The 15787-nt window shown below is 69.0% G+C and carries 13 protein-coding genes; all 13 read left to right on the top strand.

Annotated elements, in window-relative coordinates; all coding sequences use genetic code 11:
* Positions 1 to 163: 163 nt before the first annotated feature.
* Positions 164 to 763, top strand: a complete 600-nt coding sequence (gene pyrR / locus ACQCSU_RS02560; protein WP_426978088.1) for a bifunctional pyr operon transcriptional regulator/uracil phosphoribosyltransferase PyrR — start codon at positions 164 to 166, stop codon at positions 761 to 763.
* Positions 760 to 1824 (top strand): aspartate carbamoyltransferase catalytic subunit, encoded by a 1065-nt coding sequence (locus tag ACQCSU_RS02555; protein WP_426978087.1) that lies wholly within the window; start codon positions 760 to 762, stop codon positions 1822 to 1824. The genes pyrR and ACQCSU_RS02555 overlap by 4 nt, the downstream gene beginning before the upstream one ends.
* Positions 1824 to 3194, top strand: coding sequence for a dihydroorotase (locus ACQCSU_RS02550; RefSeq protein WP_426978086.1), 1371 nt, complete (start codon positions 1824 to 1826; stop codon positions 3192 to 3194). Before ACQCSU_RS02555 ends, ACQCSU_RS02550 begins: the two co-directional genes overlap by 1 nt.
* On the top strand, positions 3194 to 3712 hold the full coding sequence (locus ACQCSU_RS02545; protein ID WP_426978085.1) for a hypothetical protein: 519 nt from the start codon (positions 3194 to 3196) through the stop codon (positions 3710 to 3712). Before ACQCSU_RS02550 ends, ACQCSU_RS02545 begins: the two co-directional genes overlap by 1 nt.
* Positions 3693 to 4991 (top strand): glutamine-hydrolyzing carbamoyl-phosphate synthase small subunit, encoded by a 1299-nt coding sequence (gene carA, locus ACQCSU_RS02540; protein ID WP_426978084.1) that lies wholly within the window; start codon positions 3693 to 3695, stop codon positions 4989 to 4991. Before ACQCSU_RS02545 ends, carA begins: the two co-directional genes overlap by 20 nt.
* On the top strand, positions 4991 to 8320 hold the full coding sequence (gene carB / locus ACQCSU_RS02535; protein WP_426978083.1) for a carbamoyl-phosphate synthase large subunit: 3330 nt from the start codon (positions 4991 to 4993) through the stop codon (positions 8318 to 8320). The genes carA and carB overlap by 1 nt, the downstream gene beginning before the upstream one ends.
* Positions 8313 to 9218 carry an orotidine-5'-phosphate decarboxylase gene (gene pyrF / locus ACQCSU_RS02530; RefSeq protein WP_426978082.1) on the top strand — a complete coding sequence of 302 codons (906 nt, stop codon included), beginning with the start codon at positions 8313 to 8315 and terminating at the stop codon, positions 9216 to 9218. Before carB ends, pyrF begins: the two co-directional genes overlap by 8 nt.
* A 167-nt stretch (positions 9219 to 9385) precedes the next feature.
* A complete protein-coding gene (gene mihF / locus ACQCSU_RS02525; protein WP_426978081.1) occupies positions 9386 to 9703 on the top strand; it encodes an integration host factor, actinobacterial type in 318 nt (105 codons plus the stop codon).
* Positions 9704 to 9744: 41 nt separating this feature from the next.
* Positions 9745 to 10317: a guanylate kinase gene (gene gmk, locus ACQCSU_RS02520; RefSeq protein WP_426978080.1), complete on the top strand. Its 573-nt coding sequence runs from the start codon at positions 9745 to 9747 to the stop codon at positions 10315 to 10317.
* Positions 10318 to 10356: 39 nt separating this feature from the next.
* The gene (gene rpoZ, locus ACQCSU_RS02515) at positions 10357 to 10617 is read left to right on the top strand and encodes a DNA-directed RNA polymerase subunit omega (protein WP_011692102.1); all 261 of its coding nucleotides are present in this window, start codon (positions 10357 to 10359) and stop codon (positions 10615 to 10617) included.
* 25 nt (positions 10618 to 10642) lie between these two features.
* Entirely contained in the window at positions 10643 to 11959 is a 1317-nt protein-coding gene (locus tag ACQCSU_RS02510) for a bifunctional phosphopantothenoylcysteine decarboxylase/phosphopantothenate synthase (protein ID WP_426978078.1), read from the top strand.
* Between the two features lie 79 nt (positions 11960 to 12038).
* On the top strand, positions 12039 to 13274 hold the full coding sequence (metK, locus tag ACQCSU_RS02505; RefSeq protein WP_426978077.1) for a methionine adenosyltransferase: 1236 nt from the start codon (positions 12039 to 12041) through the stop codon (positions 13272 to 13274).
* Positions 13275 to 13377: 103 nt separating this feature from the next.
* Positions 13378 to 15564 (top strand): primosomal protein N', encoded by a 2187-nt coding sequence (locus tag ACQCSU_RS02500; protein ID WP_426978076.1) that lies wholly within the window; start codon positions 13378 to 13380, stop codon positions 15562 to 15564.
* The last annotated feature ends 223 nt before the right edge of the window (positions 15565 to 15787 follow it).

The raw sequence follows: 15787 nt of genomic DNA, 5'->3' as shown, positions 1-15787 counted from the left end.
CCCGACGTCGATCATCGCCGCCCCCAGGCGCTCCGGCTGTGACGCACACCGCCTCTCAACGGCCGCACCGGGGCAGGTCCGCGGCGGCCCGTGTGGTAATTTGAAAGGGCAAATGATCCTTTTTTAATTCCGTCCCGTGAGGCGGGGAAAGGGGAGACGAGCGTTGACTTCTGTTCCAGAAGCACCGGTTCCGGCCAAGGTTGTTCTTACCCGAGTGGTACTCAGCCAGGCGGACATCGACCGTGCACTCACTCGTATCGCCCATGAGATTCTCGAGTCCAACAAAGGCTCCCAGGACCTGGTCCTGCTGGGCATCCCGCGGCGGGGCTACCCCCTCGCCGTCCGGCTCGCCGAGAAGATCGCCGCCGCAGATCCCACCGTGGACGCCGCCGCGATCGTGGGCCAGCTGGATGTGACCATGTTCCGCGACGACCTCTCCCACCAACCGACGCGGCCGCCGTACCCCACGCAGCTTCCGCGCACCGGGATCGACAACAAAGTCGTTGTGCTGATCGACGACGTCCTCTACTCCGGACGCACTATCCGGGCAGCCCTCGACGCCATCATCGACCTCGGCCGCCCGCGGATTGTCCGCCTCGCCGTGCTGATCGACCGCGGCCACCGGGAACTGCCCATCCGCGCGGACCACGTCGGCAAGAACCTGCCCACCTCCTCGTCCGAAAAGGTCCGCGTCCGGCTCGAGGAAACCGACGCCGTCGACGGCACCCCCGTCAACGAGGTCGTCATCGAGGCCAGCGCATGAGGCACCTGCTCTCCACCGAAGACCTCAGCCTGCACGACGCCATCCGCATCCTTGACACCGCCGAGGAAATGGCGGCGGTGGGGGAGCGCGAAGTCAAGAAGCTCCCCGCGCTGCGCGGCCGCACGGTGGTGAACCTGTTCTTCGAAGACTCCACCCGCACCCGGATCTCCTTCGAAGCCGCGGCCAAGCGGCTCTCGGCGGACGTCATCAACTTCGCCGCGAAGGGCTCCTCCGTCTCCAAGGGCGAGTCCCTCAAGGACACCGCCCAGACCCTGGCCGCCATGGGGGCGGACGCCGTCGTCATCCGGCACTGGGCCTCGGGCGCCCCGCACCGGCTGGCCGCCACCGACTGGATCGACGCCGCCGTCATCAACGCCGGCGACGGCACCCACGAACACCCCACCCAGGCCCTGCTCGATGCCTTCACGATGCGCCGGCACTGGTCGAATCTCGCTGGAACGCCGTCCGCCGGCGCAGACCTGAAAGGCATGCGCGTCGCGATCGCCGGGGACGTGCTGCACTCGAGGGTGGCCCGCTCCAACGTCTGGCTGCTGCGCACCCTGGGCGCCGACGTCACCCTCGTCGCGCCGCCCACCCTGCTGCCGATCGGCGTCGAGAAGTGGCCCTGCACGGTCAGCTATGACCTGGACGAGACCCTCGCCCGGGGCGTGGACGCGATGATGATGCTCCGGGTGCAGGGTGAACGGATGAACGCCTCGTTCTTCCCCACCACCCGCGAATACTCCCGCCGCTGGGGATTCGACGACAACCGGCTCCGCGCCCTGGACAGCCTGGGCCTCAAGGACACCATCATCATGCACCCCGGCCCGATGAACCGCGGGCTGGAAATTTCCGCCGCCGCCGCGGACTCGCCACGCTCCACCGTGCTCGCCCAGGTGCGCAACGGCGTCTCCGTCCGCATGGCAGCCCTGTACCTGCTGCTCTCCGGCGACACCCGCGAACCAGCCGCCGCACCGGCTGCCGCACCTGTGTCTGTATCCGCGGCCGCGTCCCACGCCGCCAATCCGAACCTCACTTATTCCCACCAGGAGAGCCACTGATGGCTGAACAGCAGCAGAACGCAGACACCACCGGCGCCTACCTGATCCGCGGCGCCGCCATCCTCGGCGGAGCCCCCGAAGACCTCCTGATCCGCGACGGGATCATCGCCGAACGCGGCCAGAGTCTCGCCGCCGACGGCGCCACCGTCATCGAGGCCGCCGGGCTCGTGGCCCTGCCCGGCATGGTGGACATTCACACCCACCTGCGCGAACCCGGCCGCGAGGACGCCGAAACGGTCGAGACCGGCACCCGCGCCGCGGCCCTGGGCGGCTACACGGCCGTGCACGCGATGGCCAACAGCACCCCGGTGGCGGACACCGCCGGCGTCGTCGAACAGGTCCTGACCCTGGGCCGCACCGCCGGCTGGGTGGACGTCCGCCCGGTCGGTGCCGTCACGGTAGGCCTCGCGGGGGAGCAGCTGGCCGAACTCGGCGCGATGGCCGATTCCCGCGCCCGGGTCCGGGTCTTCTCCGACGACGGCATCTGCGTCCACGATCCCGTCCTGATGCGCCGCGCCCTCGAATACGTCAAGGCGTTCGACGGCGTCGTGGCCCAGCACGCGCAGGAACCCCGGCTCACCGCCGGCGCCCAGATGAACGAGGGCGAAGTCTCCGCCGTCCTCGGCCTCACCGGCTGGCCCGCCGTCGCCGAGGAAAGCATCATCGCCCGCGACGTCCTGCTCGCCCAGCACGTCGGCTCCCGGCTGCACGTCTGTCACGTCTCGACCGCCGGCTCGGTGGAAATCGTCCGCTGGGCCAAGTCCCGCGGCGTCAACGTCACCGCAGAGGTCACCCCGCACCACCTCTGGCTCACGGACGAGCTGGCACGCAGCTACGACCCGGTCTACAAGGTCAACCCCCCGCTGCGCACCGACGCCGACGTCCAGGCCCTGCGCGCCGCCCTGGCCGACGGCACGATCGACGTCGTCGGCACCGACCACGCCCCGCACCCGAGCGAACACAAGGAATGCGAGTGGGCGCAGGCAGCGATGGGCATGACCGGGCTGGAAACGGCGCTCTCCGTGGTGCAGCACACCATGATCGAAACCGGCCTGATGGGCTGGGCGGACTTCGCCCGCGTCACCTCCACCCTCCCCGCCGCCATCGGCCGACTGGAAGACCAGGGCCGCCCGCTCGACGCCGGCGAACCCGCCAACGTCATACTGGTGGATCCGGCTGCGCGCTGGACCGTGGACCCTTCTAAGATGGCAACCATGGGCCGTAACTCTCCGTTTGCCGGCCGGGAACTCCCCGGCAAGGTGGTGGCGACGTTCTTCAAGGGCCACCCCACCGTCCTGGACGGCAAGCTCAACACCCCGTACCGGTATCCGGCAGACGCACCGGAGACTGCAGCGGCGGGCCGCAACTGATGGACCGGCTGCTTCCCGGACTGTTGATGCTTTCGCTCGCCGTCATCGTCATCGCCCTTCTGGCGCTCGGCTGGCGGAACCGCCTGCGCCGCCAGGCCGACGTCGACCCCCTGCCCGCGGTCCCCGCCGAACTCGGTGCTGCGCTGGCGGCGGCCGACGGCCAGTACGTGGCCTCCACCACCGCCGGTGACTGGCTGGACCGCATCGCGGTCCACAACCTCGGGCTCCGGACCAACGCCGGACTCAGCGTCCACCCCGAAGGTGTGCTCTTCGACCGCTCCGGCGCCGGCCCGGTCTTCATCCCCGCCGCCCGGCTCACCGGCGTCCGGCAGGAAAGCGGCATGGCCGGGAAGTTCGTCGAAAAGGACGGACTGCTGGTCATCAGCTGGATGCTGGGCACCCGTGAGCTGGACTCCGGGTTCCGCACCCGGAACGCCGGCGACAAGACAACCCTCCTCAACGCCCTGCAAGATTTGATCTCCGCGGCCCCCCAGGCCAATGCCGATAGTGGAAAGTAACAACGTGACGGACACTAACGAAGTGACAGAAACAGTAACAGCAGTGACAGAATCCGCTGCAGCTGCATCCACGCCCGCGGCCCTCGTGCTCGAGGATGGCCGGATCTTCCGCGGCACCAGCTACGGCGCCACCGGCACCGCCCTCGGCGAGGCGGTGTTCGCCACCGGCATGACCGGCTACCAGGAGACCATCACGGACCCCTCGTACGCCCGCCAGCTCGTGGTCCAGACGGCACCGCACATCGGCAACACCGGCGTGAACACGGACGACGCCGAGTCCCGGCGGATCTGGGTGGCCGGCTACATCGTCCGCGACGCCGCCCGGCGCCCCTCCAACTGGCGCTCTGAGCGTTCCCTGGATGACGAGCTCGTCGAGCAGGGCATCGTGGGCATCCAGGGCGTGGACACCCGCGCCATCACCCGCCACCTGCGCGAACACAAGACCATGCGCGCCGGGATCTTTTCCGGCGAAGCCATCCGTGGCACGGACAAGGAACTCCTGGACGCCGTCCTGGCCAGTGCCCCGATGGAAGGTGCCCGCCTGGCCGAGGAAGTCAGTGTGGACAAGGCCTACACGGTCGACCCCAAGGACTGGGGCTGGGACGGCGAGCCGCGGTTCAGCATCGCCGCGATCGACCTCGGCATCAAGCGGATGACCCCGATCCGCTTCGCCGAGCGCGGCGTCCGCGTGCACGTGCTGCCGGCCACCGCGACCATTGAAGACATCACCGCCCTCAACCCGGACGGCGTCTTCATGTCCAACGGCCCGGGCGACCCCGCCACCGCCGACACCCAGGTCACACTGCTCCGCTCGGTGCTCGACGAGAAGATCCCGTACTTCGGCATCTGCTTCGGCAACCAGATCCTGGGCCGCGCCCTGGGCTTCGGCACCTACAAGCTCCGCTACGGCCACCGCGGCATCAACCAGCCCGTGCTGGACCGGCGCACCGGCAAGGTGGAAATCACCTCGCAGAACCACGGCTTCGCCGTAGACGCCCCGCTCAACGGCGCCACCCAGGCCCCCGAGGAGCGCTTCGGCCGCGTCGAGGTCAGCCACGTGAGCCTCAACGACGACGTCGTGGAGGGCCTGGCCTGCCTCGACATCCCGGCCTTCTCGGTGCAGTACCACCCCGAGGCCGCCGCCGGCCCGCACGACGCCGCCTACCTCTTTGACCGTTTCATCGAGCTGATGACGGACACGAAGAACGCGGGCTCCGCGGCCGCTGCTGCGTCCGACACGAAGACTTCCACCGAATCCAAGACTGAGGACAAGAAGTAATGCCCAAGAGAACTGACCTTAAGAGCGTCCTGGTCATCGGTTCCGGCCCGATCGTGATCGGCCAGGCCGCCGAATTCGACTACTCCGGCACCCAGGCACTGCGCGTCCTCAAGGAGGAAGGCCTCCGCGTCATCCTCGTCAACTCCAACCCGGCCACCATCATGACCGACCCGGAGTTCGCCGACGCCACCTACATCGAGCCGATCACCCCCGAAGTGGTCGAAAAGATCATCGCCAAGGAACGCCCCGACGCGATCCTGCCCACCCTCGGCGGGCAGACCGCACTCAACACGGCCATCGCGCTGGACAAGAACGGCGTGCTGGAGAAGTACAACGTCGAACTGATCGGCGCCAACATCGCCGCGATCGAACTCGGCGAGGACCGGGAGAAGTTCAAGGGCGTCGTGGAGCGCTGCGGCGCCGAATCGGCCCGCAGCCACATCATCCACACCATCGACGAGGCCCTCACCGCGGCCGAGGACCTGGGCTACCCGATGGTGGTCCGGCCCTCCTTCACCATGGGCGGCCTCGGCTCCGGCCTCGCCTACGACGAAAACGACCTCCGCCGGATCGTCGGCCAGGGCCTGCAGTACAGCCCCACCAGCGAGGTGCTGCTCGAAGAGAGCATCCTCGGCTGGAAGGAATACGAGCTCGAGATGATGCGCGACAAGAACGACAACGTCGTGGTCGTCTGCTCCATCGAGAACTTCGACCCGGTCGGCGTGCACACCGGCGACTCGATCACCGTCGCGCCGGCCCTGACCCTGACGGACCGCGAATACCAGCGGCTGCGCGACATCTCCATCGCCGTCATCCGCGAGGTCGGCGTCGACACCGGCGGCTGCAACATCCAGTTCGCCGTCGAACCTGACACGGGACGCGTCGTCGTGATCGAGATGAACCCGCGCGTCTCCCGCTCCTCCGCCCTCGCCTCCAAGGCCACCGGCTTCGCGATCGCCAAAATCGCCACCAAGCTCTCCCTGGGCTACACCCTGGACGAGATCCCCAACGACATCACGCAGAAGACGCCGGCCTCTTTCGAGCCGACCCTGGACTACGTCGTCGTGAAGGTCCCGCGCTTCGCCTTCGAGAAGTTCCCGGCCGCGGACCCCACCCTGACCACCACCATGAAGTCGGTGGGCGAGGCCATGGCCATGGGCCGCAACTTCACCGAGGCCCTGCAGAAGGCCCTGCGGTCCCTCGAGCAGAAGGGCTCCCAGCTGGACTTCAGCCACGTCCCGGAATGGGAAGTCCCCGAGCTGATCGAGAAGTCCAAGCGGCCCACCACGGACCGCCTGCACCAGGTCCAGCGCGCGCTGCTCGGCGGCGCCACCCTGGAACAGCTCTTCGAAGCCACTAAGATCGACCCCTGGTACCTGGACCAGCTCCAGCTGCTCAACGAGATCTCGCTCGAAATCCGCCAGGCCGCCGCCCTGACCCCGGAGATGCTGAAGCGCGCCAAGCGCCACGGCTTCTCCGACGAGCAGATCGGTGCCCTGACGCACAATTCCGAGGACGTCGTCCGCGGCGTCCGGCAGGCCCTCGGCATCCGCCCGGTCTACAAGACCGTGGACACCTGCGCCGCGGAATTCGCCGCGTATACGCCGTACCACTACTCCTCCTACGACGAGGAGGACGAGGTTGCGCTGCACGCCAAGCCGTCCATCATCATCCTCGGCTCCGGACCCAACCGGATCGGCCAGGGCATCGAGTTCGACTACTCCTGCGTCCACGCCTCGATGGCGCTGCGCAAGGCCGGCTACGAGACCGTGATGGTCAACTGCAACCCGGAAACCGTCTCCACGGACTACGACGTCTCCACCCGCCTGTACTTCGAGCCGCTCACGCTCGAGGACGTCCTCGAGGTCATCGCGGCCGAGGAGCGCACCGGCGGCGTGATGGGCGTCTTCGTCCAGCTCGGCGGCCAGACCCCGCTCAAACTCGCCCAGCAGCTCGCCGACGCCGGCGTGCCGATCCTCGGCACCTCCCCGGAAGCTATCGACCTCGCCGAGCACCGCGGCGCCTTCTCCCGGGTGCTCGACAAGGCCGGCCTCATCTCGCCGAAGAACGGCACCGCCGTGTCCTTCGAGGACGCCAAGAAGATCGCCGACGAGATCGGCTACCCGGTCCTGGTCCGCCCGTCCTACGTGCTCGGCGGCCGCGGCATGGAGATCGTCTACGACGAGCCCAACCTCTCCCGCTACATCGCCAACGCCACCGAGATCACCCCGGACCACCCGGTGCTGATCGACCGGTTCCTGGAGGACGCCGTCGAAATCGACGTCGACGCCCTCTACGACGGCACCGAGATGTACCTCGGCGGCATCATGGAGCACATCGAGGAGGCCGGCATCCACTCCGGCGACTCCGCCTGCGTGCTGCCGCCCATCACCCTGGGCAACAACGTGCTGGACCGCGTCCGGACCGCCACCCTGGCGATCGCCGAGGGCGTGGGCGTCCGCGGCCTGATCAACATCCAGTTCGCCCTTGCCTCCGACGTGCTCTACGTCCTGGAAGCCAACCCGCGGGCCTCCCGCACCGTGCCGTTCGTCTCCAAGGCGACCGGCGTCCAGATGGCCAAGGCGGCGGCCCTGATCGGCACCGGCGTGACCATCAACCAGCTCCGCACGGCCTACAAGATGCTGCCGGAAACCGGCGACGGCTCCACGCTGCCGCTGGACGCCCCGGTCTCGGTCAAGGAAGCCGTGCTGCCGTTCAGCCGCTTCCGCACCCCGGAGGGCAAGGTGGTGGACTCCCTGCTCGGCCCCGAGATGCGCTCCACGGGCGAGGTCATGGGCATCGACAAGCACTTCGACACCGCCTTCGCCAAGAGCCAGGCGGCCGCCAACAACGCGCTGCCCACCGAGGGCAAGATCTTCGTCTCGGTGGCCAACCGGGACAAGCGCTCGGTCATCATGGGCGTCAAGCGGCTCTCCGACCTCGGCTTCGAGATTGTCTCCACCGGCGGCACGGCGGATGTGCTGCGCCGCAACGGCATCCAGGCCACCCCGGTCCGGAAGGTCGCCGAAGGCTCCAGCGCCGAAGGGGAGGGCACTATCGCCGACCTCATCATCGCCGGTGAGATCGACATGGTCTTCAACACCCCCTCCGGTGGCGAGGCCCGCAGCGACGGTTACGAACTGCGTGCCGCGGCGACGTCGATCGGGATCCCGTGCATCACGACCGTGGCGGAGTTCAACGCCGCCGTCCAGGCCATCGAGGCGCTGCGCACCTATGAATGGTCCGTCACGAGCCTGCAGGAGCATGCCGCTGCTCTCGCGGTCTCGCAAAACACAGCTTCGCAGAATGCAATCTCTCAGAATGCCTGAGTCTCGCGCCGGGACCCCTGACACGGCCGGTGTCGGCCGGGAGTCGTTCGGCTCCCGGCTCGGCCGGGCCATGGCCGAGCGTGGTCCGCTCTGCGTCGGGATCGATCCGCACCCGTCGCTGCTTCAGCGCTGGGGGCTGAACGACGACGCCGCCGGGCTGGAGCGCTTCTCGCTCACCGTGCTGGAGGCCGTGGGTTCCCTCGCTGCCGCGGTGAAGCCGCAGGTGGCACTGTACGAGCGCCACGGCTCCGCCGGGATGGCGGTGCTGGAACGCACCCTCGCAGCAGCCGCGGAGGCCTCTGTGCTGACCATCGCCGACGCCAAACGCGGCGACATCGGCTCCACCATGGCCGCCTACGCCGACGCCTGGCTCCGGGACGGCTCCGCCCTGGCGGCGGATTCGGTGACGCTGAGCCCGTACCTCGGCTTCGAATCGCTCCGGCCGGCCCTGGACCTCGCCGCGCAGTCCGGACGGGGCGTATTCGTCCTGGCCCTGACCTCCAACCCGGAGGGCGCCTCCGTGCAGCACGTCGGCGGTACGGATTCCGTGGCCCGCCGGATCGTGCAGGCCGCAGCGGAGGAGAACCGCCGCTACTGGGCTGCTCAGGGCGCGGGGGAGCGGGCCGTTTGGCTGGGCTCCGTGGGCCTCGTGGTCGGCGCGACGGTCGGTTCCGCACTGGGCGAGCTGGGGCTGGATCTGGCCGCAGTCCGGGGCCCGATCCTGGCCCCCGGCCTGGGCGCGCAGGGCGCCACGGCCGCGGATCTGCGGCGCACTTTCGGGGACGCCTATGGCCAGGTGCTGGGCACGTCCAGCCGGGACATCCTCTCCGCCGGACCGCGGATCCAGGACCTGCAGGACGCGGCCCGGCGCACTCTGGAGGAACTGCGCGCGGCCTAGGCATCGCGCAGGCTTCCCTGCGGGCAGCGCCGCTGTACTGGTCCATTGATTTCTGCCTCATCCAGACGGTAGGTTCAGGACACGTCCGCGGCACCGGTCCGGGCGCTGTTCGGCCCGTCCGGCCGGGCCGTTTCTGCGGCCCGGCAGACAATGCAGGGAGGACTTCAGTGAGTTTGCGACCCCTCACCCCGCAGGAGCGGGCCGACGCCCTGGGCAAGGCTGCCGCCGCCAGGACCACCAGGGCCGCGGCCAAGGAGCGGCTTAAGTCCGGGGAGCTCACCATCGCGCAGCTCCTCAGCGCCGGGGATACCGACGACGCCATCGCCCGGATGCGGATCATTGAACTGCTCGAGGCCCTGCCGGGGATCGGGCGGGTCCGTGCCGCCGCGATCATGGAACAGCTCGGCATTGCCGCCTCGCGCCGGGTCCGCGGCCTGGGCATCCACCAGCGCCGGGCGCTGGTAGATTTCATAGACGACAAATAGCTCGTTCCACCAGCTATGCCAAACACCGCCCGAAGGAATATGTGAGCAAGAAACCGGGACTGACAGTCCTCGCCGGCCCGACGGCTGTTGGTAAAGGAACCGTGTCCACCTACATCCGGGACAACTATCCCGGCGTCTGGCTCTCCGTATCAGCGACCACCCGCCCGCCGCGTCCCGGCGAGGTCGACGGCGTCCACTACTTCTTCAAGTCCGCCGAGGAATTCGACTGCCTGGTCGAGAACGGTGACCTCCTCGAGTGGGCCGTGGTCCATGGACGCAACCGCTACGGCACCCTCCGCAGCACCGTGGACGCCGCGATCACCGATGGCCGGTCCGTGCTGCTGGAAATCGATCTGCAGGGCGCACGGCAGGTCAAGCGGGCCGTACCGGAGGCCCAGTTCGTCTTCCTGGCGCCGCCGAGCTGGGACGAAATGGTCCGCCGGCTGGTGGGCCGCGGCACGGAAACAGCCGAAGAACAGCAGCAGAGGCTGGAAACCGCTAAACTAGAACTTGCCGCTGAACCGGAGTTTGACCACACCGTCATCAATGATGACGTTCGACGGGCAGCGGACGAGCTTGTTTCACTCATGGGGCTGACCCCGAACCCACGCTAGGCGCCGGGACGTATCGGCCCGTTAGAATTTGGAGAATTCGTGTCCACGAACCTTGAAGGCATCATCAACCCGCCGATCGACGAGCTGCTGAAGGCCGCCGATTCGAAGTACGGACTGGTGATCTTCGGCGCCAAGCGCGCACGTCAGATCAACGCCTACTACGCCCAGCTGCACGAGGGCCTGTTCGAGTACGTCGGCCCGCTGGTCGACACCAAGCTGAACGAGAAGTCGCTCTCCATCGCGCTGCGCGAAATCAACGAAGGCAAGCTCGTTTCCACGCCGATCGAACCTGCAGAGTAATTCCGCAGACGCAGACGGAGGCCACGTGCGCATAGTCCTCGGAGTCGGGGGAGGGATAGCCGCCTACAAGGTGGCGTCGCTCCTCCGGCTTTTTACTGAAGCCGGCCATGACGTCACGGTCATCCCCACGGAGGCCGCCACGCGCTTCGTCGGCGTCGCCACCTGGGAAGCCCTCTCCGGGCACCCGGTCAGCAACAGCGTCTTCGACGAGGTGCACACCGTCAACCACGTCCGCCTCGGCCACGAAGCCGAGCTGATCGTCGTCGCCCCCGCCACCGCCGACCTGCTGGCACGTGCCGCCACCGGCCAGGCCAATGACCTCCTCACCAACACCCTGCTTGTGGCCGGCGGCTGCCCGGTGCTGATGGCCCCGGCCATGCACACCGAGATGTGGCAGCACCCGGCGACCCAGGCCAACGTCGAGACGCTCCGCAGCCGGGGCGTCACCGTGCTGGAGCCCGCCTCCGGCAGGCTGACCGGATCAGACTCCGGACCGGGCCGGCTGCCCGAACCCGAGGCCATTTTCGAAGCGGCCCTGGCCCTCGCCGGTGCGCCGGCGATTTCCGGCACCGCCCCGCTGACGCCGGACGCCGTGCTGGTATCGGAGCCCCCGACGGAGCCTGCGTTGGCTTCCCGGCCTACGGCCACCAGGCCACTGGCCGGACTGACCGTTACCATCAGCGCCGGCGGCACCCGCGAACCGCTGGACCCGGTACGTTTCCTCGGCAACCGTTCCTCCGGCAAGCAGGGCGTGGCGCTGGCCGCCGCGGCCCGCGACGCCGGCGCCAGGGTACGGCTGCTGGCCGCCCACATGGAGGTACCGGCGCCCGCCGGCGTCGAACTTGTCCAAGTCGAGACTGCCCTGGAGTTGCGGAAGGCGGCCCTGCACGCGGCCGCCGACTCCGACGTCGTCATCATGGCCGCCGCCGTCGCCGACTTCCGCCCGGCGGACGTCTCCGGCACCAAAATCAAAAAGCGCGACGACGTCGCCGATCCCGTCATCTCCCTGGTCCGCAACCCGGACATCCTGCAGGAACTCGTGGAAGTCCGCTACGCGGCCTCCCGGAACCAGCTGATCGTCGGCTTCGCGGCGGAGACCGGGGACGCCGAAGGCGACGTGCTGGAGTACGCCGAAGCCAAGCTGCGCCGCAAGGCCTGCGACCTGCTCGTGGTCAACCAGGTGGGCAAGGACCGGGTCTTCGGCGAGGACACCAACTCCGTAGTCATCCTTTCCCGCTCCGGCTCCGAACCCCAAGAGGCGTCGGGTTCCAAATCCGACGTCGCGGCTGCCGTCATTGACCGCATCAGCGCCGAGTTGAGCCGGGTTGTCCCGCCGGCCTGAGCCCTGGCGTCATCAAGGTCTCCTTAGCATGGGGACACACGCCGCCGGACGTCCGTTTTCCAACCAGTAAGGTAGTTGAGTGACTTTACCGCTGCACATCCCTGATTTCCACGGGTCCACGCCCGCCTCGCTCCGGCTGTTCACGTCCGAGTCGGTGACCGAGGGGCACCCAGACAAGATCTGTGACCAGATCAGCGATGCGATCCTCGACGCCCTGCTCGCCAAGGACCCCGAGTCCCGGGTTGCCGTGGAAACACTGGCCACCACCGGCCTGGTCCACGTGGCCGGCGAGGTCACCACCGACGCCTACGTCGAGATCCCGCAGATCGTCCGCGAGACCATCCTCGGCATCGGCTACGACTCCTCGGCCAACGGCTTCGACGGCGCCCGCTGCGGTGTGTCCGTCTCGATCGGCCAGCAGTCCAACGACATCGCGGGCGGCGTGTTCAACTCGCTCGAAGCCCGCGAGGGACGCCAGGAGGACGACTACGACCTCCAGGGCGCCGGCGACCAGGGCCTCATGTTCGGCTACGCCAGCGACGAGACCCCCTCCTACATGCCGGTCCCGATCTGGCTCGCGCACCGCCTCTCTGAGCGGCTCACCGAGGTCCGCAAGAACGGCGAACTGTCCTACCTCCGCCCCGACGGCAAGACCCAGGTCACCGTGGGCTACGACGGCGAGCTCCCGGTCTCGGTCGAAACGGTCGTCATCTCCAGCCAGCACGCCGAAGGCGCCAGCCTGGACCAGCTCCGCGCCGACCTGGCCGCGTATGTGGTCGATCCGGTCATGGCGATGTCCAACTTGGACATCTCGCGGACCAAGAACATCCTGAACCCGGCCGGCGCCTTCGTCATCGGCGGCCCGGTCGGCGACGCCGGCCTCACGGGACGAAAGATCATCGTCGACACCTACGGCGGCATGGCCCGCCACGGCGGCGGTGCCTTCTCCGGCAAGGATCCGTCCAAGGTGGACCGCTCGGCGGCCTACGCGATGCGCTGGGTGGCGAAGAACGTGGTGGCTGCCGGACTCGCGAAGCGAGCCGAGATCCAGATCGCCTACGCGATCGGACAGGCCCGTCCGGTCGGCACCTATGTGGAGACCTTCGGCACCGAGACGGTGGATCCGGCCAGGATCAGCGCCGCGATCGCCGAGATCTTCGACCTGCGCCCGCGCGCCATCATCGATGCCCTGGACCTCAAGCGCCCGATCTACGCCAAGACTGCAGCCCACGGCCACTTCGGCCGCGAGGATCCGGACTTCACCTGGGAGCGGCTGGACCGCGTCGATGAGCTGAAGGCATTCTTCAACGCTTAAATGTCAGTGCCGTTAAATGTCACTGCCGTGTGATGTGCTGTAGCCAGGCCGCCGTCCCGGGGGCCTGGCTACTTTTTTGTTGAGCTGAAGGGAGGGAAACGCCATGACCGCGGTCCATGGCGGCGCGCCAGCGCCGGACGGGCCCCGCCAGCTCTCGCTGCTCCAGGGCTTCCCCACTTCCTCAGCTGCGTCTGCGGCATCAGGTCCTGTCCTCGCGGCCGAGCTGCCGGTGGCACGGGTCCAGCTTGAATCGTCCCTCCCGCACCTGGACAGGCCGTTCGACTACAGCGTCCCCGCGGACCTCGACGCCGCGGCACAGCCCGGCGCCCGCGTGAAGGTGAAGTTCAACGGCCAGGAACTGCCCGGCTACCTCGTGGCGCGGGTGGCCGACTCCGACGCCGGCCACGCCCTCGTGCCGCTGCACAAGATCGTTTCTCCGGTTCCCGTACTCACCCCTGCCGTCCTGGAGCTCGCCGGGCGCGTGGCGGCACGCTATGCCGGAACCGTCAGCGACGTCCTGCGCGTCGCGGTGCCGCCGCGGATGGCGAAACTGGAAAAAGAAGCCGCTCCGGACGGGCACCTGGATCCGGCCCTGTTTGCGGAGGCCGGGGCCGACGACGATGCGGGTGCGGCTCTTCCTGCCGGGCTGGAGTCCTCAAGCTGGTCGGGCTACCGCAACGGTCCGGCCTTCCTCCAGCATCTCAGTGCGGGGGAGGCGCCCCGGGCCGTGCTCAGCGCGCTCCAGGGCTACGGTCCCGGAGGCTGGCCCCGGATGATCGCCGAAGCCGTCGCCGCGGTCCGCCTGTCCGGCCGCGGCGCCGTCGTGGTGGTGCCTGACTACCGGGACCTGGACCGGGTGGAGGCGGCCCTGCTTCAACTCCTTCCAGCCGGTGACATCGCCCGGCTCACTGCGGACGACGGCCAGACACCGCGCTACCGGAGCTTCCTGCGGATCCTCAGCGGCGCAGCCGGCGTCGCCGTCGGCACCCGCTCCGCCGCGTACGCTCCGGTCCGCAACCTCGGACTCGTGGTCTGCTGGGACGACGGCGATGACCTGCACATCGAGCAGCGCTCCCCGTATGCGCACTCCCGCGAGGTCCTGCTGCTCCGCGCCGGCCAGGAGCGTGCAGCCTGCCTGCTCGCAGGACACGCGCGCAGCACCGAGACGCAGCGGCTGGTCGAATCAGGCTGGGCCTGGCCCGTCGAAGCGGACCGTACCGTGGTGCGGCGGACCGTTCCGCGCGTGCTGAACACCGCCGACAGCTTCGAGCTGGAGCACGATCCGCTGGCCAGGGTGGCCCGGCTGCCCGCCGCGGCCTGGCGCGCCGCCAAGGAAGGCCTCGAACGGGGCCCGGTCCTGGTGCAGGTGGCCCGGGCCGGCTACGCCCCCTCCCTGGCCTGCGAGAACTGCCGTGAACCGGCCCGCTGTGCCGCGTGCAGCGGGCCGCTCGCCGTTGCCGGGTCTACCGGGAGTTCCGCCGTGCCGCAATGCCGCTGGTGTTCGACGCCGGCTCCCGCCTGGCGCTGCAGCACCTGCAACGGTGTCCGGCTCCGGCGGGGCGCCACGGGGGCGCTGCGCACGGCAGAAGAACTCGGCCGCGCCTTTCCCGGCAAGCCGGTCATCACCTCCTCCGGCGACAGGGTGCTGGCCACCGTTCCGGACGCCAAGGCGCTCGTGGTGGCGACCGTCGGGGCGGAACCCGTCGCCGCCGGCGGTTACGCTGCCGCGCTGCTGCTCGATGGCGACTCGCTGCTGCGCCGCGAAAACCTCCGGGCCGGGGAGGACGCCGTCCGCCGCTGGTTCAACGCCGCGGCCCTCGTGCGCCCGGCCGCCGACCGGGGCCTGGTGGTCATCACCGCCGACGACACGGCCGGCGTGGGCGCCCTGCTGCGTTGGGATCCCGCCGGCTACGCGTATCGCGAGCTCGCACTGCGGCAGGAGCTGCAGCTGCCGCCGGCCGTCCGGATCGCCTCCGTCACGGGCGGCCGGACCGCCGTCGGACACTTCACACAGGCCGTCGAGCAGCGGCTGGGCGCGGAGGGTGCCGTGCTGAGGACCGCCGGGCCCGCGCCTCTGATGCTGGCGCCCGGTGCCGCCCCGGGACCAGGAACCGCGGGCGGGAAAGCTCCGGCCCGGAGCGCGGCCGGCGACGTCCGGACCCTGCTGTTCATTCCGTACGCCCAGGCCGCGGAAGCCACCAAGGTGATGAGGGCGGTCAAGGCCGCTGCTGCCGCGAAACGCAGTGACGACCCCGTCCAGCTGCGCCTCGACGGCGTCGACGTCCTCTAGCGAACGTTCCCGGCCGGTCAGCATTGCTTCCGGGCTGGTTCTTTCCGGCGTTGGCGCAGCACGTCGAGTTATCTAAGTTCAGCCGAGCTGGAACACCCTGATCTGTGTCTTCCCGTCACTGAGATAAACCGGGACCTGTCGGCTTGGGCTGGTCGGGCTCCCTCACCGGCGGCCATTCGCCACAGACGGCCGGAATGGCGGCTCCTGTTGCGGTACTCTGTGG

The sequence above is a fragment of the Pseudarthrobacter sp. O4 genome (assembly GCF_050157025.1).
Taxonomy (GTDB): Bacteria; Actinomycetota; Actinomycetes; order Actinomycetales; family Micrococcaceae; genus Arthrobacter.
This window is presented reverse-complemented; position numbering and strand designations above follow the sequence as displayed.